The sequence below is a fragment of the Roseococcus thiosulfatophilus genome, from assembly GCF_017311575.1.
GTDB classification, from domain to species: Bacteria; Pseudomonadota; Alphaproteobacteria; order Acetobacterales; family Acetobacteraceae; genus Roseococcus; species Roseococcus thiosulfatophilus.
The window spans coordinates 171517-194209 of record NZ_JAFFQY010000011.1; the positions used below are offsets into that span (position 1 = coordinate 171517).

Annotated in this window: 24 protein-coding genes; 10 read left to right on the top strand and 14 right to left on the bottom strand. The window is 71.8% G+C overall.

The window, feature by feature from the left end; all coding sequences use genetic code 11:
• Nucleotides 1-4 precede the first annotated feature (4 nt).
• The 3 genes from JTN19_RS06515 to JTN19_RS06525 form a co-directional block, all read right to left on the bottom strand.
• The gene (locus tag JTN19_RS06515) at nucleotides 5-1690 is read right to left on the bottom strand and encodes a solute carrier family 23 protein (RefSeq protein ID WP_206931100.1); all 1686 of its coding nucleotides are present in this window, start codon (nucleotides 1688-1690) and stop codon (nucleotides 5-7) included.
• The gene (locus JTN19_RS06520) at nucleotides 1690-2853 is read right to left on the bottom strand and encodes an acyl-CoA dehydrogenase family protein (RefSeq protein WP_206931101.1); all 1164 of its coding nucleotides are present in this window, start codon (nucleotides 2851-2853) and stop codon (nucleotides 1690-1692) included. The genes JTN19_RS06515 and JTN19_RS06520 overlap by 1 nt, the downstream gene beginning before the upstream one ends.
• A gap of 118 nt (nucleotides 2854-2971) precedes the next feature.
• Nucleotides 2972-3436 carry an Hsp20 family protein gene (locus JTN19_RS06525; protein ID WP_206931102.1) on the bottom strand — a complete coding sequence of 155 codons (465 nt, stop codon included), beginning with the start codon at nucleotides 3434-3436 and terminating at the stop codon, nucleotides 2972-2974.
• 122 nt (nucleotides 3437-3558) lie between these two features.
• Between JTN19_RS06525 and def the strand changes: the two genes are divergently transcribed.
• Genes def through truA form a run of 3 tightly spaced genes read left to right on the top strand, consistent with a single transcriptional unit; the run spans nucleotide 3559 to nucleotide 5772 of the window.
• On the top strand, nucleotides 3559-4086 hold the full coding sequence (def, locus tag JTN19_RS06530; RefSeq protein ID WP_206931103.1) for a peptide deformylase: 528 nt from the start codon (nucleotides 3559-3561) through the stop codon (nucleotides 4084-4086).
• Nucleotides 4087-4093: 7 nt separating this feature from the next.
• Nucleotides 4094-4999 (top strand): methionyl-tRNA formyltransferase, encoded by a 906-nt coding sequence (gene fmt / locus JTN19_RS06535; protein WP_206931306.1) that lies wholly within the window; start codon nucleotides 4094-4096, stop codon nucleotides 4997-4999.
• On the top strand, nucleotides 4996-5772 hold the full coding sequence (gene truA, locus JTN19_RS06540; RefSeq protein WP_206931104.1) for a tRNA pseudouridine(38-40) synthase TruA: 777 nt from the start codon (nucleotides 4996-4998) through the stop codon (nucleotides 5770-5772). Before fmt ends, truA begins: the two co-directional genes overlap by 4 nt.
• On the opposite strand, the gene ltnD is transcribed toward truA, so the two are convergent.
• Genes ltnD through JTN19_RS06560 form a run of 4 tightly spaced genes read right to left on the bottom strand, consistent with a single transcriptional unit; the run spans nucleotide 5753 to nucleotide 10504 of the window.
• The gene (gene ltnD / locus JTN19_RS06545; RefSeq protein WP_206931105.1) at nucleotides 5753-6670 is read right to left on the bottom strand and encodes an L-threonate dehydrogenase; all 918 of its coding nucleotides are present in this window, start codon (nucleotides 6668-6670) and stop codon (nucleotides 5753-5755) included. The two genes, truA and ltnD, sit on opposite strands and share 20 nt — an antisense overlap.
• The gene (locus JTN19_RS06550) at nucleotides 6667-8004 is read right to left on the bottom strand and encodes an amidohydrolase family protein (RefSeq protein ID WP_206931106.1); all 1338 of its coding nucleotides are present in this window, start codon (nucleotides 8002-8004) and stop codon (nucleotides 6667-6669) included. Before JTN19_RS06550 ends, ltnD begins: the two co-directional genes overlap by 4 nt.
• Nucleotides 8001-9257, bottom strand: coding sequence for a flavin-dependent oxidoreductase (locus JTN19_RS06555; RefSeq protein ID WP_242530918.1), 1257 nt, complete (start codon nucleotides 9255-9257; stop codon nucleotides 8001-8003). The genes JTN19_RS06550 and JTN19_RS06555 overlap by 4 nt, the downstream gene beginning before the upstream one ends.
• Nucleotides 9233-10504: an amidase gene (locus JTN19_RS06560; protein ID WP_206931107.1), complete on the bottom strand. Its 1272-nt coding sequence runs from the start codon at nucleotides 10502-10504 to the stop codon at nucleotides 9233-9235. The genes JTN19_RS06555 and JTN19_RS06560 overlap by 25 nt, the downstream gene beginning before the upstream one ends.
• A gap of 66 nt (nucleotides 10505-10570) precedes the next feature.
• Between JTN19_RS06560 and JTN19_RS06565 the strand changes: the two genes are divergently transcribed.
• From JTN19_RS06565 to JTN19_RS06580, 4 genes are read left to right on the top strand one after another with little or no spacing between them, the layout of a single operon-like run.
• Nucleotides 10571-11053, top strand: coding sequence for a hypothetical protein (locus JTN19_RS06565; protein WP_242530919.1), 483 nt, complete (start codon nucleotides 10571-10573; stop codon nucleotides 11051-11053).
• Nucleotides 11054-11067: 14 nt separating this feature from the next.
• Nucleotides 11068-11433, top strand: a complete 366-nt coding sequence (locus tag JTN19_RS06570; protein ID WP_206931108.1) for a hypothetical protein — start codon at nucleotides 11068-11070, stop codon at nucleotides 11431-11433.
• Complete coding sequence (locus JTN19_RS06575) at nucleotides 11355-12671, top strand: MFS transporter (RefSeq protein ID WP_206931109.1); 1317 nt, start codon at nucleotides 11355-11357, stop codon at nucleotides 12669-12671. The genes JTN19_RS06570 and JTN19_RS06575 overlap by 79 nt, the downstream gene beginning before the upstream one ends.
• A 13-nt stretch (nucleotides 12672-12684) precedes the next feature.
• On the top strand, nucleotides 12685-13662 hold the full coding sequence (locus tag JTN19_RS06580; RefSeq protein ID WP_206931110.1) for a Gfo/Idh/MocA family protein: 978 nt from the start codon (nucleotides 12685-12687) through the stop codon (nucleotides 13660-13662).
• A 127-nt stretch (nucleotides 13663-13789) separates the two neighbouring features.
• Here JTN19_RS06580 and JTN19_RS06585 read toward each other — a convergent pair whose 3' ends face one another.
• Nucleotides 13790-14443, bottom strand: coding sequence for a hypothetical protein (locus JTN19_RS06585; RefSeq protein WP_206931111.1), 654 nt, complete (start codon nucleotides 14441-14443; stop codon nucleotides 13790-13792).
• 131 nt (nucleotides 14444-14574) lie between these two features.
• Between JTN19_RS06585 and JTN19_RS06590 the strand changes: the two genes are divergently transcribed.
• From JTN19_RS06590 to JTN19_RS06600, 3 genes are all read left to right on the top strand, one after another.
• Nucleotides 14575-14925, top strand: a complete 351-nt coding sequence (locus JTN19_RS06590) for a RidA family protein (RefSeq protein WP_191084512.1) — start codon at nucleotides 14575-14577, stop codon at nucleotides 14923-14925.
• Nucleotides 14926-15322: 397 nt separating this feature from the next.
• Nucleotides 15323-15958 (top strand): CHAP domain-containing protein, encoded by a 636-nt coding sequence (locus JTN19_RS06595; RefSeq protein WP_242530920.1) that lies wholly within the window; start codon nucleotides 15323-15325, stop codon nucleotides 15956-15958.
• A gap of 112 nt (nucleotides 15959-16070) precedes the next feature.
• Nucleotides 16071-17066, top strand: a complete 996-nt coding sequence (locus tag JTN19_RS06600) for a Bug family tripartite tricarboxylate transporter substrate binding protein (protein WP_206931113.1) — start codon at nucleotides 16071-16073, stop codon at nucleotides 17064-17066.
• 266 nt (nucleotides 17067-17332) lie between these two features.
• Here the strand turns inward: JTN19_RS06600 and JTN19_RS06605 are convergent, their stop codons facing one another.
• From JTN19_RS06605 to JTN19_RS06630, 6 genes are read right to left on the bottom strand one after another with little or no spacing between them, the layout of a single operon-like run.
• Nucleotides 17333-18169 (bottom strand): heterodisulfide reductase-related iron-sulfur binding cluster, encoded by an 837-nt coding sequence (locus JTN19_RS06605; RefSeq protein ID WP_206931114.1) that lies wholly within the window; start codon nucleotides 18167-18169, stop codon nucleotides 17333-17335.
• Nucleotides 18160-18570 (bottom strand): (Fe-S)-binding protein, encoded by a 411-nt coding sequence (locus JTN19_RS06610; protein WP_206931115.1) that lies wholly within the window; start codon nucleotides 18568-18570, stop codon nucleotides 18160-18162. The genes JTN19_RS06605 and JTN19_RS06610 overlap by 10 nt, the downstream gene beginning before the upstream one ends.
• A complete protein-coding gene (locus tag JTN19_RS06615) occupies nucleotides 18564-19649 on the bottom strand; it encodes an alanine racemase (RefSeq protein ID WP_206931116.1) in 1086 nt (361 codons plus the stop codon). Before JTN19_RS06615 ends, JTN19_RS06610 begins: the two co-directional genes overlap by 7 nt.
• Entirely contained in the window at nucleotides 19646-20071 is a 426-nt protein-coding gene (locus JTN19_RS06620) for a hypothetical protein (RefSeq protein WP_206931117.1), read from the bottom strand. Before JTN19_RS06620 ends, JTN19_RS06615 begins: the two co-directional genes overlap by 4 nt.
• A complete protein-coding gene (locus JTN19_RS06625) occupies nucleotides 20062-21558 on the bottom strand; it encodes a M81 family metallopeptidase (protein WP_206931118.1) in 1497 nt (498 codons plus the stop codon). Before JTN19_RS06625 ends, JTN19_RS06620 begins: the two co-directional genes overlap by 10 nt.
• Complete coding sequence (locus JTN19_RS06630; protein ID WP_206931119.1) at nucleotides 21558-22676, bottom strand: pyridoxal-phosphate dependent enzyme; 1119 nt, start codon at nucleotides 22674-22676, stop codon at nucleotides 21558-21560. The genes JTN19_RS06625 and JTN19_RS06630 overlap by 1 nt, the downstream gene beginning before the upstream one ends.
• Nucleotides 22677-22693 lie beyond the last annotated feature (17 nt).

Sequence of the window (22693 nt, forward strand, 5' to 3'; positions counted from 1 at the left end):
GGCCTCAATCCTGGTCGAACTCCAGCACCGCCTCCTGCCGCGCCTCGGCCCCGGGGCGCAGGCGCATCGCATCCGTCTTGTGGCGCAGCAGCAGCAGCGCCACGCGGCGCAGGTCCGGCTCGTCGGGCGGCGTGGCCGCATCGGCGGGGGTGATGGGCGCGCCTTGCCAGGACAGCGTCAGGCGCAGCACCGGGTCGGTGGTTTCCATCCGGACATGCACCGCGCCGCCGGCGGCGATGTCCTCCTCGGCCAGCAGGGCGAATTCCTCCAGCGCGGCGCCTACCCGGTCGGCCACCGCACGGCGCACGCCCCATTGCTGCAAGGGCGCGCGCGCGGCCTCCAGCAGGGCCGGCACGCCCTGGGCGGGGCGCCATTCCAGCGCCACCTCCCGCGCGAGGCCGATCCGCAGCAGCGGCCCCAGCACCAGCGCGACGGCAAGGGCCAAAGGCAGCGAGGAGAAGGTCAGCGCCTGCACCGCGAAGGGCAGGTCCGCGTAAAGCCCGGGGATCAGCGCGCCCGACAGCCCCACCACCAGCGAGACCCCCAGCAGCACCGTCCGCCGCTGGTCCAGCAGCCGCTGCGTGATGGTGATGAAGCCCGAGGCGATGATGAAGGCCGAGACGTAGAGCAGCGCCGCGCCCAGCACCCCCTGCGGGATCAGCAGCATCCAGACGCCGGCGGAGGGAATCAGCGCCAGCCCCACCCAGATGGTGCCCGCCGCCAGCCCCACCACGCGCGACCGCACGCCCGAGGCCACGGCCAGGCCCACGCTGCCCGTGTAGCTGTTCATGCCCGGCAGGCCCATGCACCCGGCCAGGGCCGTGCCCATGCCATCGGCCAGCACGCCGCCACGGATGCTGCGCTGGTCGGGGCGGGTCCAGTTGGGATCCTCGGCGCGCTGGGCGGCGATGACGTCGCCCATGCAGCGCACCAGGCTCGCCAGCGCGCCCAGCAGGAAGCCGGGCAGAAGGGCCCAGTTGAAGCTGGGCAGCACGGGCGGGCCGTCCAGCAGGCTCACGCCATGGACACCGGGCGTCTCGGGCGCGCTGCCCAGCAGCAGCGCCAGCGCCGTGCCGCCCAGCATGCCCGCCAGCACCGCCAGCGGGCGGAGGCGCGGCGGCCCCCAGATGGCGAGGCCCACGATCAGCCCGAAGGTCGTGATGGCCACCGTGCGGTCAAGGCCCAGCGCCGGCTCGGAGGGCGAGCCCAGGGCCATGAGACGCACGGCCAGGATGCCCAGCGCCAGCCCGACGAGCAGCACGATGAGCCCGATGATCTCGTTGGGCACCTGGTTGCGAAGCCGCCGCACGAAGGGCGAGAGCGCCATCTGCGTCAGGCCGGCCACGATCGTCATGCCCGCCACGTCCGCGAGCCCGCTGCGCTGCGCGACCACGACCGAGAGCGGCAGGTAGATGGCGGTGAAGATGCCGCAGATGAGATAGCCCGAGCCGATGCCCCAGCGCCCCCAGCATTGCAGCAGGGTCGCGATGCCCATGGCCAGCATGGACCATTGCAGCACCGCGGCCTTCAGCGCGATGTCGGCGCCGGCGGCCTCGGCCACCAGCAGGGGAAAGCCCAGCGTGACCGCGGCCAGCCCCGCCTGCTGCAAGGCCGCGGCCAGCAGCAGGGGGGGCGGCGGGGTGTCATGCAGGCGCCAGGCGGCGGGCGCACCCGCCCCCGAAGCCGCCATCAGTAGCTGCGCGGCATGCCCAGCACATGCTCGCCGATGTAGGAAAGCACAAGGTTCGTGCTGATCGGCGCCACCTGGTAGAGACGCGCCTCGCGGAACTTGCGCTCCACGTCGTATTCCTCGGCGAAGCCGAAGCCGCCATGGGTCTGCACACAGGCCTCGGCCGCCGCCCAGGCGGCGTCGGCGGCGAGCATCTTGCCCATGTTGGCTTCCTCGCCGCAGGGGATGCCGGCCTCGAACTTCTCCAGACCCTGCTTCACGATGGCCTCGGCCGCGCGCATCTGGGCATAGGCCTTGGCGATGGGGAACTGCACGCCCTGGTTCTGGCCGATGGGACGGCCGAACAGCACGCGCTCCTTGGAATAGGCCACCGACTTCTGGGTGAACCACTTGGCGTCGCCGATGGATTCCGACGCGATGAGCAGGCGCTCGGCATTCATCCCGTCCAGGATGTAGCGGAAGCCGCGGCCCTCGACGCCCACCAGGTTCTCGGCCGGAACCTCCATGTTGTCGAAGAACACTTCGCACGAGTTGTGGTTCATCATGGTGCGGATGGGGCGGATGGTGAGGCCCTTGGCCGTGCGCATGTCCACGATGAAGGTGGAGAGGCCCTCGGTCTTCTTCGCCACCTGGTCCTTGGGCGTGGTGCGGGCCAGCAGCAGCATCAGGTCGCTGTGCTCGGCGCGGCTGGTCCAGATCTTCTGGCCGTTGACGATGTACTTGTCGCCCTCCTTGCGGGCGAAGGTGCGCAGGTTGGTGGTGTCGGTCCCCGATGTGGGCTCCGTCACGCCGAAGGCCTGCAGGCGCAGTTCGCCGCTGGCGATGCCGGGCAGATAGCGCTGCTTCTGGTCCGGGCTGCCATGCTTGAGGATGGTGCCCATGATGTACATCTGGGCGTGGCAGGCCGCGCCGTTGCAGCCCTCGGCGTGGATGGTCTCCAGGATGGCGGCGGCGGCCGAGAGCGGCAGGCCCGCGCCGCCGAACTCCTCGGGGATCAGCGCGCCGAGATAGCCCGCCTCGGTCAGCGCCTTCACGAATTCGGTGGGATAGCCGCGGCGCGTGTCCAGTTCGCGCCAGTACTCGCCGGGGAACCGCGCGCAGAGCTTGCGGACCTCCTCGCGGATTTCGGCGTGGGGGTCGGCGGCGATCAGCGGCTGGTCCATGGCGGGTCTCCCTCTTCGTTTCCGATTAGGGCGCGACCCGGCATGCCGCAAGTCTCGGAGGGTGCCGGCCGCGCGGCCGATTCACGCCTCCGGTGGTTCCACCGGAGGCGATCGGACGCTACTCCTCCTCCCGCCGCACCCGCTGCTGCACCACCGGCCGCGTGGGCCCCGCGCCCTGCCGGCCGATCGGGATGGAGCGCACCTTCACCTCCGGCATCGGCCGCTGGAGGTCTATGTGCAGCAGGCCGTTGTCGAGGAAGGCGCCCTCGATCTCGATGCCCTCGGCCAGGACGAAGGCGCGCTGGAACTGCCGTGCCGCGATGCCACGATGGATGAACACCCGCCCTTCCGTGTCATCGCGCTGCCGCCCGCGGATGACGAGCTGGTTGTCCTCCTGCGTGATCGCGAGATCCTCCATGGCGAAACCCGCCACCGCCAGCGTGATGCGAAGCCGCGCGGGGCCCGTCTGCTCGATATTGTAGGGCGGGTAGCCATCCGCGCTCTTCTGCACGCGGTCGAGCATCTGCTCGAGGTGGTCGAAGCCCAGGAACAAGGGCGAGCCGAACACCGAGGAACGGGACATGGGGCCTCCTGACCGCAGCGAGCCACGGCGCGCCCCGGAAAGGCGGCGCGCCACCGCGCAGAATTGGCCCGCCCCGGGTCGTGTTGCAAGGCGGCGCGTGCGGGGCTACCTCCGCGCCGGTCATGACGGACGAAACCCTCCCCATCCTCTACGTGCCCGACCCGCGGCTGCGGAAGAAGGCGCGCCCCGTGTCCACCGGCGACGCGGATGCCGTGCGGGCGCTGGCCCCGCGCATGCTGGCCACCATGTATGCCGCCCCCGGCATCGGGCTGGCCGCACCCCAGGTGGGGTCGGACCTGCGCCTCATCGTCGTGGATGTGGGGGGCAAGGAGGCACCGGCGCCCATGGTGCTGGTGAACCCCGAGATCATCGCCGCCAGCCGCGAGATGGAGGTGCGCGAGGAGGGCTGCCTCTCGCTCCCCGGCCAGTATGCGGATGTGGAGCGGCCGGCGCGCATCCAGCTGCGCTGGCTGGAGCTGGACGGCACGAAGCGCGAGGCCGAGGCGGACGGGCTGCTGGGCGTGTGCCTCCAGCACGAGATTGACCATTTGAACGGCGTGCTCTTCGTGGACCACCTCTCGGCACTGAAGCGCAACATGCTGTTGCGCAAGCTCGCCAAGGAACTGAAGGCGCGGGAGAGCCGCGATTAGCCCGAAGCTGCGCCTGGCCTTCATGGGCAGCCCGGACTTCGCGGTGCCGGCGCTGCGGGCGCTGCACGCGGCGGGGCATGAGGTGGCGGCGGTCTATTGCCAGCCGCCCAAGCCCGCCGGGCGCGGCCAGCGGGAGACCCCCTGCCCCGTGCATCGCGCGGCGCTGGAACTGGGCCTCTCCGTCCGCACGCCGGCGCGGGTGAAGCGCGACGCGGCGGAACACGCGGGTTTCGCGGCGCTCGACCTCGATGTGGCGGTGGTGGCGGCCTATGGGCTGATCCTGCCGCCCGCCATGCTGGAGGCGCCCCGGCGTGGTTGCCTCAACATCCATGCTTCGCTGCTGCCGCGCTGGCGGGGTGCCGCGCCCATCCATGCCGCCATCCTGCATGGCGATGCCGAGACGGGCATCACCATCATGCGCATGGAGGAGGGGCTGGACACCGGCCCCATGCTGCGGCGCGAGGCGCTCCCGCTGACGCCGCGCTCCACCACGCCCGAGGTGCATGACGCGCTGGCCGAGATGGGCGCGCGCCTGATCCTGCGCGCCCTGGACGAGAACCCGCCCGCCACGCCGCAGCCCGAGGCGGGCGTCACCTACGCGCCCAAGCTGACCAAGGCCGATGGCGCGCTGGATTTCACGCAGCCCGCCACGGCGCTGGACGCCCGCATCCGCGCCATGAACCCCTGGCCCGGCGCCTTCTTCACCCATGGCGGCGAGGCGCTGCGCGTGCTGGCCGCCGAACCCGCCGAGGGGAACGGGCCGCCCGGCACCATCCTGCACGGCTTCACCGTGGCCTGCGGCACGGGCGCCCTGCGCCTGACCCGCCTGCAACGCCCCGGCCGCGCGCCGCTCGACGCCGATTCCTTCCTGCGCGGCTACAACCTGCCGCCCGGCACCAAGCTCGGCGCATGACCGCCTATGCCCTGCTGGTGGAGTATGACGGCGCGGGCCTGGTAGGCTGGCAGCGCCAACCCAACGGGATGTCCGTGCAGGAAGCGATCGAGACCGCGGCCACGACGCTGAATGGCGGCGCCACCCCGCTGGCGACCGCCGCCGGCCGCACCGATGCGGGCGTGCATGCCGAGGGGCAGGTGGTGCATCTGGACCTCGCCGCCGACCTCCCCCCTGCCCGGCTGCGCGCGGCACTCGACTTCCACCTGCGGCCCCACCGCATCGCGATCCGCGCGGCCTGCCTCGCGCCCGAGGGCTGGTCGCCGCGCTTCTCGGCCGTGCGGCGGCACTACCGCTTCCGCATCCTGAACCGCCCGGCCAAACCCGCGCTGGAGGAAGGGCGCGTCTGGCATGTGCCCCTGCCGCTGGATGCCGCCGCCATGCATGAGGCCGCGCAGGCCTTGCTGGGCAAGCACGATTTCTCCGCCTTCCGCGCCGCCTCCTGCCAAGCGGAGCACGCCATCCGCACGCTGGACCGACTGGACGTGGCGCGCTGGGGCGAGGAGGTGGTCATCCACGCCTCCGCACGCAGCTTCCTGCACCACCAGATCCGGAACCTGGCGGGCACGCTGCACATGGTGGGGCTGGGCCGCCGACCCGTCTCCTGGCCGCGCGAGCTGCTGGAGGGGCGCGACCGCCGCCGCGCCGGCCAGACCGCCCCGCCGGAGGGCCTCGTCTTCCTGGGCGTGGACTACGACCCGCCCTTGCCCTGGGTCACTTCGGACCGGGCTTGACCGGTTCCGCCCCGCCGGGTTCGCCCGGCAGCGCGAAGCCCGCCAGCGCCTGCCAGACGCGCAGCACGAAGGCATCGTCCCGCCCGCCATGGCCCAGCGCCCGCTGCGCCACGAACAATTGCAGCGCCTGGGCGGCGAGCGGCACGGGCAGCGCGGCCTCCCGCGCCATGCCCTCCACGAGGCCGAGATCCTTCACGAAGATGTCGCCGGCCGAAAGCGGCGTGTCGTCACCCGCCAGCACATGGGCCATGCGGTTCTCGAACATCCAGGAATTGCCGGCCGCGCTCGTCACCACGCCATAGACGGTGTGGGGGTCGAGGCCCGAACGCAGCGCCAGCGCCATGGCCTCGGCGGCGGCCGCGATGTGCACGCCGGCCAGCAGCTGGTGCACCACCTTCATGGCGGCACCCTGGCCCGGCTCCGCGCCCAGCGACCAGACCTTGCCCGCGATGGCGTCCAGCACGGGCCTGGCGGCGGCGAAGGCGGCGTCGCTGCCGCTCGCCATCACCGTCATGCGGCCCTCGCGCGCCGCGGCGGCGCCACCGGAGACGGGGGCGTCGAGATAGAGCAGGCCCCGCGCCGCGGCCTCGGCGGCCAGGCGCTTCGCATCGGCGGGCGCCATGGTGGCCGAGCAGATGACCACGCCGCCCGGCGCCAGGCGCTGCGCGGCGCCCTCCGCGCCGTAGAGCGCGGCCTCGGCCTGGGCGGCGTTCACCGTCAGCACCACCACCGCGTCCTGCCCGGGGTCGAGGTCGGCCCCGCGCGCCACGGCGCGGTTGCCGAAGGCCTGGCGCGCGCGGTCGGAAGGGTCCACGCCGGTCACGTCCAGGCCGGAGCGCAGCGCGCTGAGCGCGGCTCCGCCGCCCATGCTGCCAAGGCCGATGAAGGCGGTCTTCATGTCGTCATTCCCATTGCCTGCGCCCGCGCCCAGACGGCGCTCGCCGCCGCCGCGCCCTCGCGCATCACCTCGTCCATGTCGCAGCGCGTGGGGCGGCCGTCTTCCACCACCAGCGCGCCCTCCACCACCACATGCGTCACGTCGCGCCCCATGCCCGTGTGCACCAGCGTGCCCAGCGGGTCATTGTGCGGAATGAGGTGCGGGCGGCGCAGATCCACCAGCGCCAGATCCGCCCGCCAGCCCTCGCGCACCGCGCCCAGTTCACCCGCGTGGCCCAGCGCCACGGCTCCCGCCTCGGTGGCCGCGTGCAGCATGTGCTCGGGCTGCCAGCCGTCATCCACGCGGCCCGCCTGGATGCGCCCCATGGCGAGGCCCCAGCGCATGGCCTCGATCATGTCGCCATGGCGGTTGTCGGTGCAGAGGGTGAGCCGCGCGCCCGCCTCCACCAGCGCGCGCGTCGGCGCATAGCGGCCGGAGGCGGCGTTGTTCTTCGGGATATGCGCCACATGCGCCCGCGCCGCGCCGAGCATGGCGATGTCGGCCTCGGTCACATGGATGCAGTGGGCGGCGAGCAGGCGTTCGTCCAGCAGGCCGACACGGGCCAGGAGTTCCACAGGCGTGCAGCCCTCGCGCTCATTCACCCGGGCGAGTTCGGCGGGGCTCTGGCAGAGATGCGTCTGCACCGTCAGCCCCGTGCGCGCCGCCATCTCCGCCACCTGGCGCAGCAGCGGGGTGGAGCAGGTGTCGGGCGCGTGCGGGGCGATCTGCGCGGTGATCAGGCCCTGCCCGTGCAGGGTCCCGATGATGGCCTCGGCCTCGTCCAGCATGGCGCGGCCGATGGCCTCGCGGTGCTCCCAGCGTCCTTCCAGCACCGCGTCGAAATCCACGTCATGGATGCGGTTGCAGCCCACCACCCGCAGGCCGAGATCGGCGATGGCGGGCAGGCTGTGCAAAGCGTGGACATAGACGTCGTTGATGGTGGTGCAGCCGGACAGCAGCGCCTCCAGCGCGCCCAGCCGCGCCAGCGCCACCGCCTCCATGGGCGAGAGCATCTGCGCCTGCGGCACGCCGCGCGTGTAGGAGGGCGCGAAGCCCATGTCCTCCGCCGTGCCGCGCACCATGGCGAGCGCGCTGTGCAGGTGGGTGTTCACCAGCCCCGGAAAGGCGAGATGCGCGGGCAGGCGCAGATGCCGCGCCGCGGTGGCGCCGGGCAGCGCCGGCCCCACATGGGCGAAACGCCCGCCCGTGATGCCGATGCTGGCGTTGGTGACGGGCGGCTCGAAGGCGGAGGGAATGAGCGTGACGCCCTCGACCAGGAGGTCGAAGCGCGTCACGGGCTCCAGCTTTCGCGCGCATTGAGCAGCTGCGGGTCGAAGCCCGCCAGCTTCTTGTAGCGCGCGGCGGTGCCGGCCAGCTCCTCGTGCGAGATCACGTCGTGCAGCGCCTTGAACCCGTCAGGGGCGCGGCGATGCACCACCTCCAGCACCAGGTCGGGGCCGAGCTCGCGGTTGGCCAGCGTCAGCTTCGCGGTGGGCGGGCGGCGGGCTTCCTCATAGGCGGCCAGCCCGTCCTCGATCCGCGCCGCGCGCGCCAGGTGCAGCGCCAGTTGCCGCGCATCCAGCACCGCCTGCGACGCGCCGTTGGAGCCGATGGGGTACATCGGGTGCGCCGCATCGCCCAGCAGCGTCACGCGCCCCTCCGTCCAGCGCGGCAGGGGGTCGCGGTCCACCATGGGGAATTCATAGACGCGCTCGGCCCCGCGGATCAGGCCGGGCACGTCCAGCCAGCCCCAGTTCCAGCCCTCGAAATGCGGGAGGAAGATGTTGCGATCTATTTCGCGGTTCCAGTCCTCGCGGCCGGGTGCCGTCTCGGGCCGCATCTCCGCGATCCAGTTGATCACCGCCATGCCATCGGGCAACTGCCGGATGGGGTAGCAGACGAACTTCTGGGCGTGGTGCCCGGCCTGCACCATGGTGGCGCCGGTCAGGTAGTTGGGGGCCACGGTGGTCGCCCGCCAGAGCATGGCGCCCGACCAGCTGGGCAGGCCCTCATCGGGCGCGAAATGGCCACGGATGGCGGAGTGGATGCCATCCGCGCCGATCAGCGCCGCCGCCCGCGCCGTGCCGCCGCCGGCCAGCTGCGCCGTCACACCCTCCGCATCCTGCGCGAAGCCCACCACGCGCTGCCCGGTCTCGACCGCGATGCCGCGCGCGCGGGCCTCGGCCAGCAGCAGCATCTGCAATTCGCCGCGATGGATGGAGTATTGCGGCCAGCGATAGCCGGCGGCGAGGCCCCGATCCTCCCGCCAGATCTCCTGCCCATGGGCGGAGACGTAGCGCAGCTCCTTGGTGGCGACGCCCGTCCCGGCCAGCTTCTCGCCGAGGCCGAGCTCTGTCAGCTCCCGCACCGCATGGGGCAGCAGGTTGATGCCGACACCCAGCGGGCGCACCTCGCGCGCGGATTCCAGCACGCGCGGCGCGAAGCCCGCGGCCTTGAGGGACAGTGCCGCCGTCAGCCCGCCAATGCCGCCGCCGGCGATGAGGATGGGGGTCGCCATGGCGGTCAGCCCAGCGCCCGGCGCAGCCATTCGGCCCACATCAGTGCCGCCGCGTCCTGCCCGCGCGGGGTGACGATCTGCGCCCCCAGCGGCAGGCCGCGCGGACCCGTGCCCGCCGGGATGGTGACGCAGGGCGTGTGCAGCAGCGTCCAGAGCGAGTTGAAGACGGGGGTGCCGGTGGAAGCGATGCCCTCCGGCGCCTCGCCGGGGGCGGAGGGCGTCAGCACCGCGTCATAGCCCGCGATGGCCTCGGCGAAGGCGGCCTGGGCGGCGGCGAAGGCGGCGCGGGCCTCGACCAGCTTCTGGGGCGGCTCGGCCATGGCCCAGTCCATGTTGGTCCGCATGGCGGGGCTGAGCTGGGCGCGGGCGTGGTCGATCTCCCAGGCCAGGGCCTGCGCGCTCTCCATGTGCATGACATGGGCATGGGCGGCGAAGGCGGCGTCGAACAGGGCGGGCAGCGTGACGGGCGTCACGGTCGCCCCGGCGCGGCGGGCGGCCTCGGCCACCCGCTCCATATGGGGCGCGGTCTCGGGGCCGGCCTCCTCCATGGCGCCCATGACCAAAGCGAGTTTCGGCGCGCGGGGCGCCTCGGCCGGGCCGTGGTCCAGCCCGGTCAGCGCCGACATGCCCAGCGCCGCATCGGCCACGCTGCGCGCCATGATGCCGATGGTGTCGAGGCTCTCGCTCATCACCTTCATGCCGGCCCGGTGCAGCGTGCCGTAGCTGGGCTTGAAGCCCACCGCCCCGCAGAAGGCCGCGGGCCGGATGATGGAGCCCGCGGTCTGGGTGCCGAAGGCCAGGTGCAGCATGCCCGCCCCCACCCCGGCCGCCGAACCCTGGGACGAGCCACCCGGCGTGTATGCGGGGTTGTGCGGGTTGGTGGTGAAGCCCGGAAAGCGCGTGGCGAATTCCGTCGTCACCGTCTTGCCCGCGATGACCGCGCCCGCCCGCCGCGCCAGCGCCACGCAGGCCGCATCCGTGCGCGGCTGGTGCCCGGCCCAGATGGGGGAGCCGTATTGCGAGGGCTGGTCGGCGGTGTCGAGCACGTCCTTCACGCCCAGGAACAGCCCCGCCAGCTTCCCCTTGGAGGGCGCCGCATCCACCGCCGCCGCCTGCCGCCGCACCAGCGCGGGGTCCAGGTGGGCGAAGGCGCGCACCACCGGCTCGCGCCGCGCGATGACGTCGAGCATGGCTTCCGCCAGGTCCCGGGCCTTGAGGGTGCCGGCGGCGATGCGCGACGCGGCGTCGGTGGCGGAGAGTTGTGCGGGGTTCGTCATGAACCCAGCGTAATCGCGTGAGGCCCAGCCTGTGAACCATCCCCCCGCCTGCCTTATATGGGGGGAATGGTCCGCACCACCGCCCTTCCTTCTGGCGCCCTCCGGCATGAGCTCGGCGTGGCGGCCGGCGCCCTGCCCGCCGTGGCGCCCGCCGCGCTGGAAATCGCCTGGGAGGTGGCGCGCGAGGGGGCCTCGGCCGGGCATTGGGGGCCGCCGCGCCTGCTGGCCTTCGCCGATGGGCCCGAGATGGCGCTGACCGACCCAGACGCCGCCGCCTGGGCCGCGGCGATGGACCGCCATGCCGGCCTCGATTCGCTGGAGGGGGTGGCGCTCTGCCTGCGCCTGCTGGCGCTGGTCGAGGCCATGGGGCGGGCCGAATGGCTGCGCGGCTTCTTCGCCATTGGCCGGCGGGGCGTGGAATTCCACCCGCTTCTGCTCGCCGCCGCCGCCCGCGCGCCGATTGACGCCACGGGCCGTTTCGAGGATCGGGCGATGCGTGCCATGCTGTCGCGGACCCTTCCACCCGACGCATCCCGCGTGCCCGCCTGACGAAAGCCCCGCACATGCCCCGCGCCGCCGCCCTGCTCCTGCCCGCCCTGTTGCTCGCGGGCTGCGCCCAGGGCTTCGCGCCGCCGCCGCCCCCGCCCGGGGCGCGCAGCAGCAACCCCGAGGTGGTGGCCGCCTGCCGCAGCCAGGCCGCCGCGGTCATCACCCGCCAGGACCGCGGGCAGCTGATCCGCGAGGATGAGCGCAACAGCCGCCTCGGCTCCGAGACCACGGGCTCGCTGGCCTTCCGCGCGCCCATTGACCGCCTCAGCCGCGAATACCGCTTCGAGCAGATGGTGGATGAATGCGTGCGGGCGAACACGCGCGAGACCGCGCCGGCCGCCCCACCGCCCGCCCCGGCACCGACCCCTGGGGGCCGCTGACCCTGCCTGCCTTCGGCGCGCTCGGGCGCGCCCTCTCTCATCGTGACGCGCGCATCTTCTTCTCGGCCAGCCTCACGGCCTGGACCGGGCTCTGGATGCACCGCATCGCCGTCATGTGGCTGGCCTGGGAGCTGACGGGCTCCGCCTTCTGGGTCGGCATGGTGGCTTTCTGCGACCTGGCGCCGGCGGTCGTCTTCAGCCCGATTGCCGGGGCCGTGGCGGACCGCATGGACCGCGTGCGCCTGACCATGATCGCCCAGGGCGTGATCGGCGCGCAGGCGGGCTGCATCGCGCTGCTGGTCGCCACGGGCAATATCGGCATCGAGATCCTGCTGGTCTTCGAGGTCATCGGCGGCATCGCGGCGAGCTTCGCCCAGCCCGCCCGCCAGGCGTTGATGCCGGGCCTGGTGCCGCGCGCGGACCTGCCGGCGGCGGTGGCGGCCAATTCGCTCACCTTCAACGTGGCGCGCTTCCTGGGGCCGGCCATCGCGGGGCCGATGATCGCGCTCGGCGGCGTGGTGCCGGCCCTGCTGTGCAACATGGTGGCCTATGCGATCGCCTCCGCCAGCCTGCTGACCATGCGCGTGGACCCCACGCACCGCCAGGGCCACAAGCCCGAGGCCTCGCTGCTGGCCGAGACGGTGGAGGGCGTGCGCTATGCCGCGAGCCACCCGGGCATCGGGCCCATCCTGCTCTTCGCGGGCATCACGGCCATCCTGCTGCGCGGCGTGCAGGAGGTGCTGCCGCCCTATGTGGACCGGCTGTTCGGCCAGGGGGCGGCGGGGCTCGCGCTGCTGACGGCGGCCATCGGCGTGGGCGCGCTGGTGGGGGGCCTTTGGGTGGCCTCGCGCGGGCGGCTGGAGGGCACCACGCGGCTCGCCGTGGTGGGCGTCACCCTACAGGCCGGCGTGGCGGCGGCCTTCGTGGCCACGGGCAACTTCGCCTTCGCGGTGCTGTGCGGGGCGCTCTATGGGGCTTGTGCCACCATGCACGGCATCTCGGTGCAGACCCTGGCGCAATCGGCCTCGCTCACCCGCATGCGGGGACGGACGCTGGCGCTGTGGGGCCTTATCACCCGCGCCTGCCCGGCGCTGGGCGCGCTGATCCTGGGCACGGCGGGCGAATTGTTCGGCATGCGCGTGCCCACCCTGGTCGCGGCCAGCATGGCCTTCCTGGTCTGCGTCTGGGCGGTGACACGGATGCGCGCCTGGGCGAAAGAACTCGAGAACCCGCTATGAGGAGAGACACGCCATGCTGAACGCCGCGATCGTGGGAATGGGCCGCTGGGGCCAGACGCTGGTGGACAGCGTGCAGGGCCGCAATGACGCGGGCATCCGCTTCGTGGCCGGCAGCACGGGCACGCGCAGCAAGGCGGAGGCCTATGCGGCGCAGAAGGGCATCGCGCTGCTGGACAGCTACGACCAGGTGCTGGCCCACCCGGAGGTGAAGGCCGTGGTGCTGGCCACCCCCCACGCGCAGCACGCGGACCAGGTCATCGCCGCCGCCCGCGCCGGCAAGCATGTCTTCGTGGAAAAGCCCTTCACCCTGACCAAGGCCAGCGCCGAGGCCGCCGTGGAAGCCTGCGCCAAGGCCGGCGTGGTGCTGGCGCTCGGCCACAACCGCCGCTTCCTGCCGGCCGTGGCCGAGATGAAGGCGATGCTGGAGGGCGGCAAGCTCGGCACGCTGCTGCATGTGGAGGGCCAGTTCAGCGGCCCCGGCGGCTTCGCCTACAAGCCCGGCGCCTGGCGCGCCGACCGGGCCGAAAGCCCGCTCGGCGGCATGGGCGGCATGGGCATCCATATGGTGGACATGATCATCAACCTGGCCGGCCGCTTCCGCGACGTGCGGGTGCTGAGCCATGCCCGCGTGCTGCCCACCATTGACGACACTACCGCCATGCTGGCGACGCTGGACAGCGGCGCCACCCTCACCTTCGCCACCCTGGCGGCCAGCCCGCGTTTCTGGCGCGTGGCACTGTTCGGCACCGAGGGGCTGGTGGAGCTGCGCGGCCACGAGCAGCTCTTCTTCCGCGCCCGCGAGGGCAACGAGGAATGGGTGCGCGACTTCCCCGTGACCGACATCGAGGCCGCGGAGCTGGAAGCCTTCGCCGCCGCGGTCGCCGGCGGTCCGGCCTATCCCCTGCCGGTGGCCGACGCCATCCATGGCGTGGCCGTGTTCGAGGCGATGATGGGCGCCGCGGCCTCGGGCAGCGCCTACGCCGTGGCGTGACGGCGCGGCCGGGGCCGGGCGCGCCCCGGCCCCGGCTACAGCGTGATCACCATGCGTTGATCACGCTGTAGGCATTGCCGGGCGGCTGATTTACGTCTTTGGCGATTCCACCAAAGCCGATCAGACGCTATCCCAGGGTGAAGATGGCCTCGCGGGTGCCGCCATGCAGGTAGTAGCCGTCCATCCCGCCCGTCTTCAGCCGCCAGCTATGGGTGTAGAAGAACCACCACCCATCGCGGTTGATGCCGAAATTGGTGGCCAGGAACTTGCCCGGGTCGGCCTCGTTCGTGAGGTAGGTGGAGGGCTCCACGACGTGGAATTCCTGCCCGTCGAACTTCCGTTGCAACTGCCCATGCTGGGCGGTGGCCTGCGCCTCGCGGTCCGGCATGCCGCGGGCCTTGTTCGCGTGCATGACGAGGCACCCCCCATCGCCCGCCTGTGAGCCGACGCCAAGCGAACATCCATCCATGTTCGCCGTGAACATCACCCGCGACTGGTTGTTGAGCGTGCCCTGCGTGACCTTGTTGGGCCGGTAGCCCAGCCAGAAGATGGGCAGGCGCTCGTCGCGCGCGCATCCCGACACGTCGTTGGAGAGATAGAACACCTTGGCGCCCGGGCGGTTCAGCACCAGCGGCGGGCCCTGCATCTCCTTGATGGTGATGACGTGGGCGCGGCTCTGGCTGATGTCCACCGTGTTGTTCCAGTCGAAGAACTGGCAACGCACGATGTGCCGCCCCATGAACTCCAGGGGGTCGCGCACGAAATCCGAACGATCAGACATGGCTTTCTCCCGCCCAGGTTGCAGGACGCTAGACGGAGTGGCGATGGCGATGGAAGCGCGACCTGCCTTCCGCACCCCGGCCGGGCGGGTTACACGCGAGGCGTCACCACAGGCAGGAGGACACCCGCCCGATGAGCAAGATCAATCGCACCGGCAGCAACGAGATTCTCTCGAGTGCCGTCGAGTATCACAACTTCGTCTTCTGCGCGGGCATGACCGCCGACGACCTGACGCAGGACATCACGGGCCAGACCCGCCAGGTGGTCGCCAAGATCGACGCCATGCTGGAGGCGAACGGCACCGACAACACCCGCCTTCTGCAGGCGCAGATCTGGCTGAAGGACATCCGCGACCGCGACGCCATGAACAAGGTGTGGGTCGAGTGGCTGGGCAGTGCCGGCCGCCCCGCGCGCGCCTGCGTGGAAGCGAACATGGCGAGCCCGCGCCACCTGGTTGAGATCATGGTCACGGCCTGCAAGTAACGAAGCCTTCATCCGCCCCGGCTGGTGACTACAACCGGGGCGGGTGGGCCCGCCCGAACGGCGATTGATTTCGCCTTAACGAATTCAGGCAAAAATAAGGCGCGATTGAGGCACGGATATCCCGCGAAGTCCTAGCCTTTTACACTTTTTGTACTGTGACTTTTTGGCCGCAACACTGTTGCCTGATTCGCTGGCCAAGCCCTCTCTAGGACAGACGTCCTTATTTCGCGGCCCTCCCCACCTCCGATCCAACGAATCACGGCACATTGCGCCATGTATCGGTGGATTGGGTTGCCCCGCGTGCAACCACCGCATACCCGGATTGCACGCACCGACGATATCCGTCGGCCGCGGTCCAGGAGGGATCGGAATGCGCCGTGTGGCCGCCATATTCGCGATGAGCCTGGCTCTCAGCTGGGCCCCTGACGCCTATGCCGCCCGCGGCGACGCCCGCACCGAAACCCGCAATCCGGGCACCAACAGCCGGCCCGCGGCCACCCGTCCCGCCCCCGCCCGTACCACCTCCGGCCAGCGCGCCGCCACCTCTAGTGGCATTTCCTGCGTGCCCTATGCGCGCCAGGTCACGGGCATGGACATCAGCGGCAATGGCCGCGACTGGTGGCACAATGCCGCCGGGCGCTATGCCCGCGGCCAGCGGCCGGAGCGCGGCTCCATCCTCTCCTTCCCTGCCTCGGGCGGCATGCGGATGGGCCATGTGGCCGTCGTCTCGCGCGTGGTGGATGCCCGCGTCATCGAGATCGACCACGCGAACTGGGGTGGCCCCGGCATCCGCCGCGGCAGCGTCATGCGCGGCGTACGCGTGATGGACGTCTCGGACGCCAATGACTGGACCCGCGTGCGCGTCCAGGTCGGCCACAGCGCCGAGGCCTTCGGCCGCGTCTATCCGACGCATGGCTTCATCCACAACCGCCCGGCCGGCAGCATGGTCGCGCAGGCCGCGGCACCCGCCGCGCAAGCCCAGCGCACGCACGCGCCCCTGACGGCGCAGCAGATCGCGGAGGCGCGGCGGTAACGCCCGCCCCGCCGCTTCATGCCCTGGAAAGTGACGGGCGTGACAGATAGGTGCTTCCCAAGCCCTGGCCCGGCTGCCTAACCTCCCTCCCACCAAAGGGAGGAAAACACACATGAATCGTCGCAGCGTGCTCACGCTTGCGGGGGCTTCGGCCCTTGGTGCCGGAAGCCTTGCCGCCCCCGCCCTCGCCCAGGGCGCCTGGCAGCCCGAGCGCCCCATCCGCGTCATCGTTCCCTTCCCGCCCGGCGGCGCCACCGATGTCTGGGCGCGGCTGGTCAGCGAGACGATGAGCGAGATCTTGCGAACCAGCTTCGTGGTGGAAAGCCGCTCGGGTGCGGCGGGCATGATCGGCGCCGAGGCCGTGGCCCGCGCGCCCGCGGATGGATACACGCTGCTCTTCACCATCACCTCGCTGGTGCAGTCGCCGGTGGTGCTGCGGCAGAACCCCTATGACGCGGTGCGCGACTTCACGCCCATCGGCCAGATGGGCACCACCACGCTGATCTTCATGAGCCGGGCGGCGCTCGGGCCGCGCAACCTGCCGGAGTTCATCACCTTCGCGCGGGAGCAGTCGCGGCGTGGGCGGGGGCTGAACCTCGGCTCCTGGGCCGCCGGGTCCAGCGCGCATGTCTTCGCGCTGGCGCTGAACAACCAGCTCAACCTCGGCATGACGCATGTGGCCTATCGCGGCGAGGCGCCCATGCTCTCGGCCTATCTGGGGCAGGAGGTGGATTGCGGCATCAACAGCCTCACCACCATGCGCCCGCATATCGAGAGCGGCACCATGGTCCCGCTGGCCGCACTCGGCGATGCGCGGGCGGGCGGACTGCCGCAGGTTCCCACCTTTGTCGAGCAGGGGCACGACATCGGCCGCGGCTGGAGCGGCTTCGTGGGCATGCTCGCCCCCGCCCGCCTGCCCGAGCGCGTCCACACCCGCCTGGCCGAGGCCTTCCGCGAGACCATGGCGCGGCCCGCGCTGCAGGCGCGGCTGCGGCAGATGGACACGGACCCGATCTGGCTCGGCCCGCAGGATTTCGGCGCGGCGATCGAGCGCGTGCGGGCCAAGTGGATCGAACTGACGGCGGGGATGGATTTGCAGATGGGCTGATGCCCATCCCCACGAAGTTTTCGGCGGACGTCACGCCGGCGGCGTGAGCGCCGCCGAAACCTTCGCGGGGGCCCCGTCTCACTCCCCACGAAATCGCTTTGCGCTTTCGCGGGGGGCCCCGTCTCCATTCCCCACGAAATCGCTTTGCGCTTTCGTGGGGGCCCCGGTTTGGTGTTGATCCTGCCGGGGCTTCCCCGTTGGCGCGGCGAAGCCGCGCCGCCGATCGGGGCTTTCCGGGCATCACGGGCACGGCCCGTGGCCCCTCGTCACACCGGGCGGGGGCGTTCCAGTTCGGGCAGGACCAGCTTGCGCACCGCCACCTCGCCGGCCTCGGCCACGCGGTCGGGGCCGATGGCGGTCAGCTTGTCCTCGGCGTTGCGCCAGGTCTTGTAGTCGTCGCTGTAGTCCCAGCCCATGCCCTCGGCCAGGAGGTGCACCCAGTTCAGCACGCGCACGCCATGGTCGCGCTCCAGCCCCACCATCTCGCGGTGGCAGGAGTGGAAGATGGTCACCAGCGTGTCCGCGCCCGACTCCCGCACCGCGTCCAGCGTGGCGCGCAGATGGTCCGGCAGGGCGCCGGGCACATTCGCCAGCCCGAAGCACATGTAGGAGGCGCCGCGCAGCTTGTGATCCACATGCTCCGCCCCCGGGATCATCGAAAGCAACCCGGGAATGATGTCGTTCACCGGCACCTGCTTGTGGAAGCCCACATGCCGGTCCACCAGGAAGCGCGTCTTCACCGGATGGATCAGCAGCGGGGCCAGGGCCTCGCGCCGCTCCCAAAGCGCCTCGCAGAGGTGGCGGCTGTCGAAGTCCTGTTCCTTCGACTGCCCCATGAAATCGTCGAGGTTCATGTGGCAGGACGGGCACCAGGTGATGACGCGGTTGGCACCACTCGCCGCGAACTTGTCCATGGTGCGGTCGGCCATGCCCTCCGCGATGCGCGGCGTGCTTTCCTTGGGGCTGCCGCAGCAGGCGCCGGGACCGCCGACGGGCGCCGCACCCACGCCCACCGCCTCCAGCAGGCGCTGGCTCAGGCGAATGATCTCGCCATGGCGCGTCATGTTGCAGCCATACCAGAAGAGGTTCTCGGTCACAGCCATTCCCTTTGCTCCTCCTCGGTGAAGCCCAGCCGCGCGAAGACCTTCACGCGCGACATGGTCTCGGACGCGTCACGCTTGGGCAGGGCACCCGTCTCGTTGGCCCGCCACTTGGCCAGGCGCAGCATCAGCATGGGGTTCACCCCGTGCGGACAAGCGGCATTGCAGCTTCCCGTGCGGGTGCAGGCGGCGATCCAACCGAGCGCGGCCGGGTCGCTCGGCCCGCCCGTCAGCGCACCCAGCACGCCGCGCACCAGGTCCGGCGCGGCGGCGCCGGCGGCGGCCGGCGCATAGGGCAGCATGGGACAGGCCTCGGCGCAGGCGCCGCATTGCGTGCAGGCGTCCAGCATCCGCGCCGTCTCGCTGGCGCGCAGCGCCGACCAGTCCTCGTGGCGTGCTACCATCCGTTCACGCGCCCCCATGTGGCGATCACCTGGCGTGATCCGTCCACCACATGATAGCGCTCATAGGCCGCCGCCGTCAGGCAGGAATGGTTGGGGGCGACGCGCAGCTTCGTGCCCACGGGCAGGTCGGGCATGGGGCTCGCCTCGCCATGCTCCTGGTGGACGCGGGTGATGATGGCCTCGCCATGCGCGCGCTGCCCGTCCAGGTCCAGCACCAGCCCGAAGCCGTAGTCGCGCGGCGCCTTCTCCGTGCTGCGGTCCTTGGACAGCGCCAGCGCGCCCGCGTCCAGCAGCAGCGCCCCGCGCGCAAGCTTGCGGCCGATGACGCTGGTCAGCACCGTCACGGCGATGTCCTGCTCCGGATGGGTGCCGAGCTGCGCCTGGAACAGGTCGCCGAACATGTAGACGCCCGCGCGCACCTCCGTGATCCCGGCCAGCGACTTGGCGTGCAGCGCGGTGGGCGAGGAACCCAGGCTCACGATGTCCACGGAAAGCCCCGCCTCGCGCAACGCCTGCGCCGCACCGGCCACGCCCGCGCGTTCCTGCTCGGCGATGGCCTCCATCTCCGCCGCGCTGCGGCCGCCATAGGAATGGCCCGCATGGGTGAAGATGCCGGCCAGCCTGCCGCCCAGGGCGCGCGCCACCGGCAGCGCCTCGGCGGGCGGCACGCCGCCGCGCCCCTCGCCCACATCCACCTCGACCAGCGCACGGAGCGGGCCGGGATGGGCGGCGATGGCGCCGGCCGCCTCCACATCGTCGGTGATGACCTTCACATCCGCGCCAGCCGCATTCAGCGCCGCCACCGCGTCCAGCTTCTGCGGGGTGATGCCCACGGCGTAGATCTGGTCGCGCCAGCCGCCGTCCGCGAAATACCGCGCCTCGGCCAGCGTGCTGACGGTGATGGGGCCGTGGTTCGGCGCCGCCAGTTCCGCCACCTCGCGCGACTTCGCCGTCTTCAGGTGCGGGCGCAGCGCCACGCCCGGGTGGCGCGCCATCGCGCGCTCCATCAGCGCCAGGTTGCGCTTGAGCACGCCGAGGTCGAGCACCAGGCAGGGGGTGGGCAGGTCATCCAAGGTCATCGGGCTTGCGTCCTTGCGACGGCGATATGCAGCGCGTAGTGGCCCGCGCCGGGCGGGCGGTCCAGCCACATCTCGACCTCCGCGCCGGGCATGGCCCAGGCGATGGCGTGGCGCGCGGGAATGCGGGATTCGCCGAGCGCCTCGGCCCCAGGCAGGCATTCGGGAATGGCGCGCCGGAGCTGGCGGTAGAGGCGAGGGGCCGGCGCGCGGGTTTCCTCGTGCTGCAGCAGCGTCACCTCGAAGCGGGTGCCGTCACGCGCCGCGCGCAGGGCGCCCGGGAAGACGAGGTCACCCTCCGCCACGCCGCCGAAGCCCTGCGGCGCCTCGGCCAGCAGGCGGCGCAGCGCGGCGCAATGCGCCTCATCCGCCCAGGCGGGCGCGGCGAGCAGGATCAGCGCGGCGAGAACACCTCTCAGCGCCACTGGCTCTCCTCGTCGAGCGGCAGGACGGGGCGGGGCAGCTTGGTCCACTCAAAACGGGAAAGGATGGGCGAGGTCAGGCCCGGCGCGTCCACCTCCACAATCCGCGAATGGTCGAAGAACTCGTCGAAGCCGCCACGGAAATGCCCGCGCGACTTCACGACGACGCAGCGCGCGGCGCCCACGTCAATGCCGAGGTGCTCCAGGAAGGCCGGGTCCGCGCATTGGGTGCGGCCCTCGATGACGACCACCTCGATGCCACCCAGGCGCAGCCGCGCCGTGGCGCCGAGGCGCATCGCCGTGCCCTTGAAGATGCCGCGCCGCCCCGTGACCTTGCCGTCGGAGAGGGCCACCACCTCGGCTTCGGCGGAAAAGGGGCGGGAGAAGGGGTCCTGGCCGCTGTTACGGTTGAAGCGCGCCTCGAAGCGGGCGCCCTGCCCCAGCGCATGGGCCTCGCGCGCCAGCTCCGGGTCATGGATTACGCCGAACACCGCGCCCTGCACGCCCGCGCGGTGGAAGGCCTCCAGCAGCCACATCGTGTTGCCGCGCCCGCCGCCGCCCGGGTTGTCGGCCACATCGGCGAAGGCGAGCGGGACATCGGTGGTGAGTGCGCGCTGCGTCGCCTCCTCGAGGGGCGTGAGCGCCGCCACGAAGCGGGCGCGGCGTTCCCACAAGGCATCCGCGAGTTCGTCGGCCAGCGCATCCGCCGCGCCCTGGTGCGTGGCGGTGACGATGGCGCACATGCCGTTGAAGGGCGTGTCGCTATAGGCGAAGCCCGCCATCACCGAGACGTTCACGATGCGCGGGTCAGCGGCGCAGCGCGCCTGGCCGAGGTTGATGACCTCCGCATAAGGCCCCGCCGCCGTCAGCAGCGAGACGGTGGGCGGCACGATAGGCAGGCGGCGATGGGCGCGCACGAAACGCTCGCCGCCCATCAGCCGGCACAGAAGCTGCGCGGATTCGGCGCCACGCTCGCGCATGTCGAGATGCGGGTTGGTGAGGTAGCCCACGAAGGCGTCGTTCAGCGCCACATTGGCGTCACTGACATTCACGTGCAGGTCGTAGCTGCACACCAGCTGCACTTCGCCCAGTTCCGCGCGGATCAGCGCCTGGATGGCGCCCTCCGGGTCATCCAGCACGGTGGTCAGCCCCGCGCCATGCATCACGCAATAGACGCCGTCCACCCGGCCGCGCAGCAGGCGCAAGCCCTCGCGCCACTCGTCCATCAGGCGCAGGAAGAAGACGTGGTCCACCGGGCCATTGGGCTCGGTCATGGCGAGCAGCAAAGGGTGGGGCTGCCACGGGCCGGCCGCGTCCATGTCGGCGACGAAGCCCGGCATCTCGCCCAGCGCCCGCGGGGCGGGGCTGCGGGCATCCTCCAGGATGGCCTGGCCGCGCAGCAGGCAGCGCGCGGCGAAGTCGGCCTCGGTCGCCACGGGGGCGAAGCGGTTGCACTCGATGGAAAAGCCCAGAAGGGCAACGCGTTTCATCAGATCTCGACCCCCAGCATTTCGGCGTAGCGCGGCGTGGCCTTCAGCCCCGTGCCGGTCAGGACCACCACCGTGCTCTCGCCCGGCGCGATCTGTCCGGCGGACAACAGCCGCGCGAAGCCCGCGGCCGCCTGGGCGCAGGTGGGCTCCACATAGATGCCGCGGCGCGCCAGCATCAAGGAGGCCTCGGCGATCTCCGCCTCCTCCAGCAGCACCGCGCCGCCGCCCGATTGATGAAGGGCCGCCACGCATTCGGGCAGGCGCAGCGGCTGGGCGATGGCGGTGCCCTCCGCGATGGTGGGCTTAGCGTCCTCGGCCGGCAGGCCGAGCGCGGCGCGCGCGATGGGCCCGCAATGCGCCGGCTGGGCGGCGAAGAGGCGCGGCAGGCGCTCGATCTGCCCCGCCCGCAGCAGCTCGGAAAAGCCGATATAGAGCCCCAGCACGTTCGACCCTGCCCCGCAGGGGATGATGATGTTGTCGGGGGCCACGAAGCCCAGGTCTTCCCACAGCTCATAGGCGAGCGTCTTGGTGCCTTGCAGGAAGAAGGGGTGCCAGTTGTGGCTGGCGTAGAAGATGCGCTCCGCCTCGCGCTCGGCCGCTTCCGCGCAATCCTGCCGGGTGCCGGGGACGAGGGTGATGGAGGCGCCCGCCGCCCGGCTCTGCACCGTCTTGGCGGGCGAGGTGCTGGCGGGCACGAAGATGGTGGCCGCCATGCCGCCGGCGGCCGCATAGGCGGAAACGGCCGCGCCGCCATTGCCCGAACTGTCCTCCAGCACGGCGGTGATGCCCTGCTCGCGCAGGAGCGACAGCATGACGGAGGCGCCGCGGTCCTTGAAGCTGCCCGTGGGCATGAACCATTCGCATTTCAGCAGGGCGGTGCCGGCCGGCAGCGCCGTCTCGACCAACGGCGTGCAACCCTCGCCCATGGTGATGGGTGCCCTCGGCAGGAAGGGAAAGGCGGCGGCGTAGCGCCAGATGCTCCGCACGCCGGTCGCGATGTCGTCGCGGCCGATGCCGGGCAGGTCGGTGAGCAGCAGGGGCGCCCTGCCCTCGCCGCACCAGCGGGGGGTTTCGAGGGGCCAGGTGGTGCCGGTGCGGGGGTCGAGATACTGGGTCATGCGGGGCGGGAGGGTTG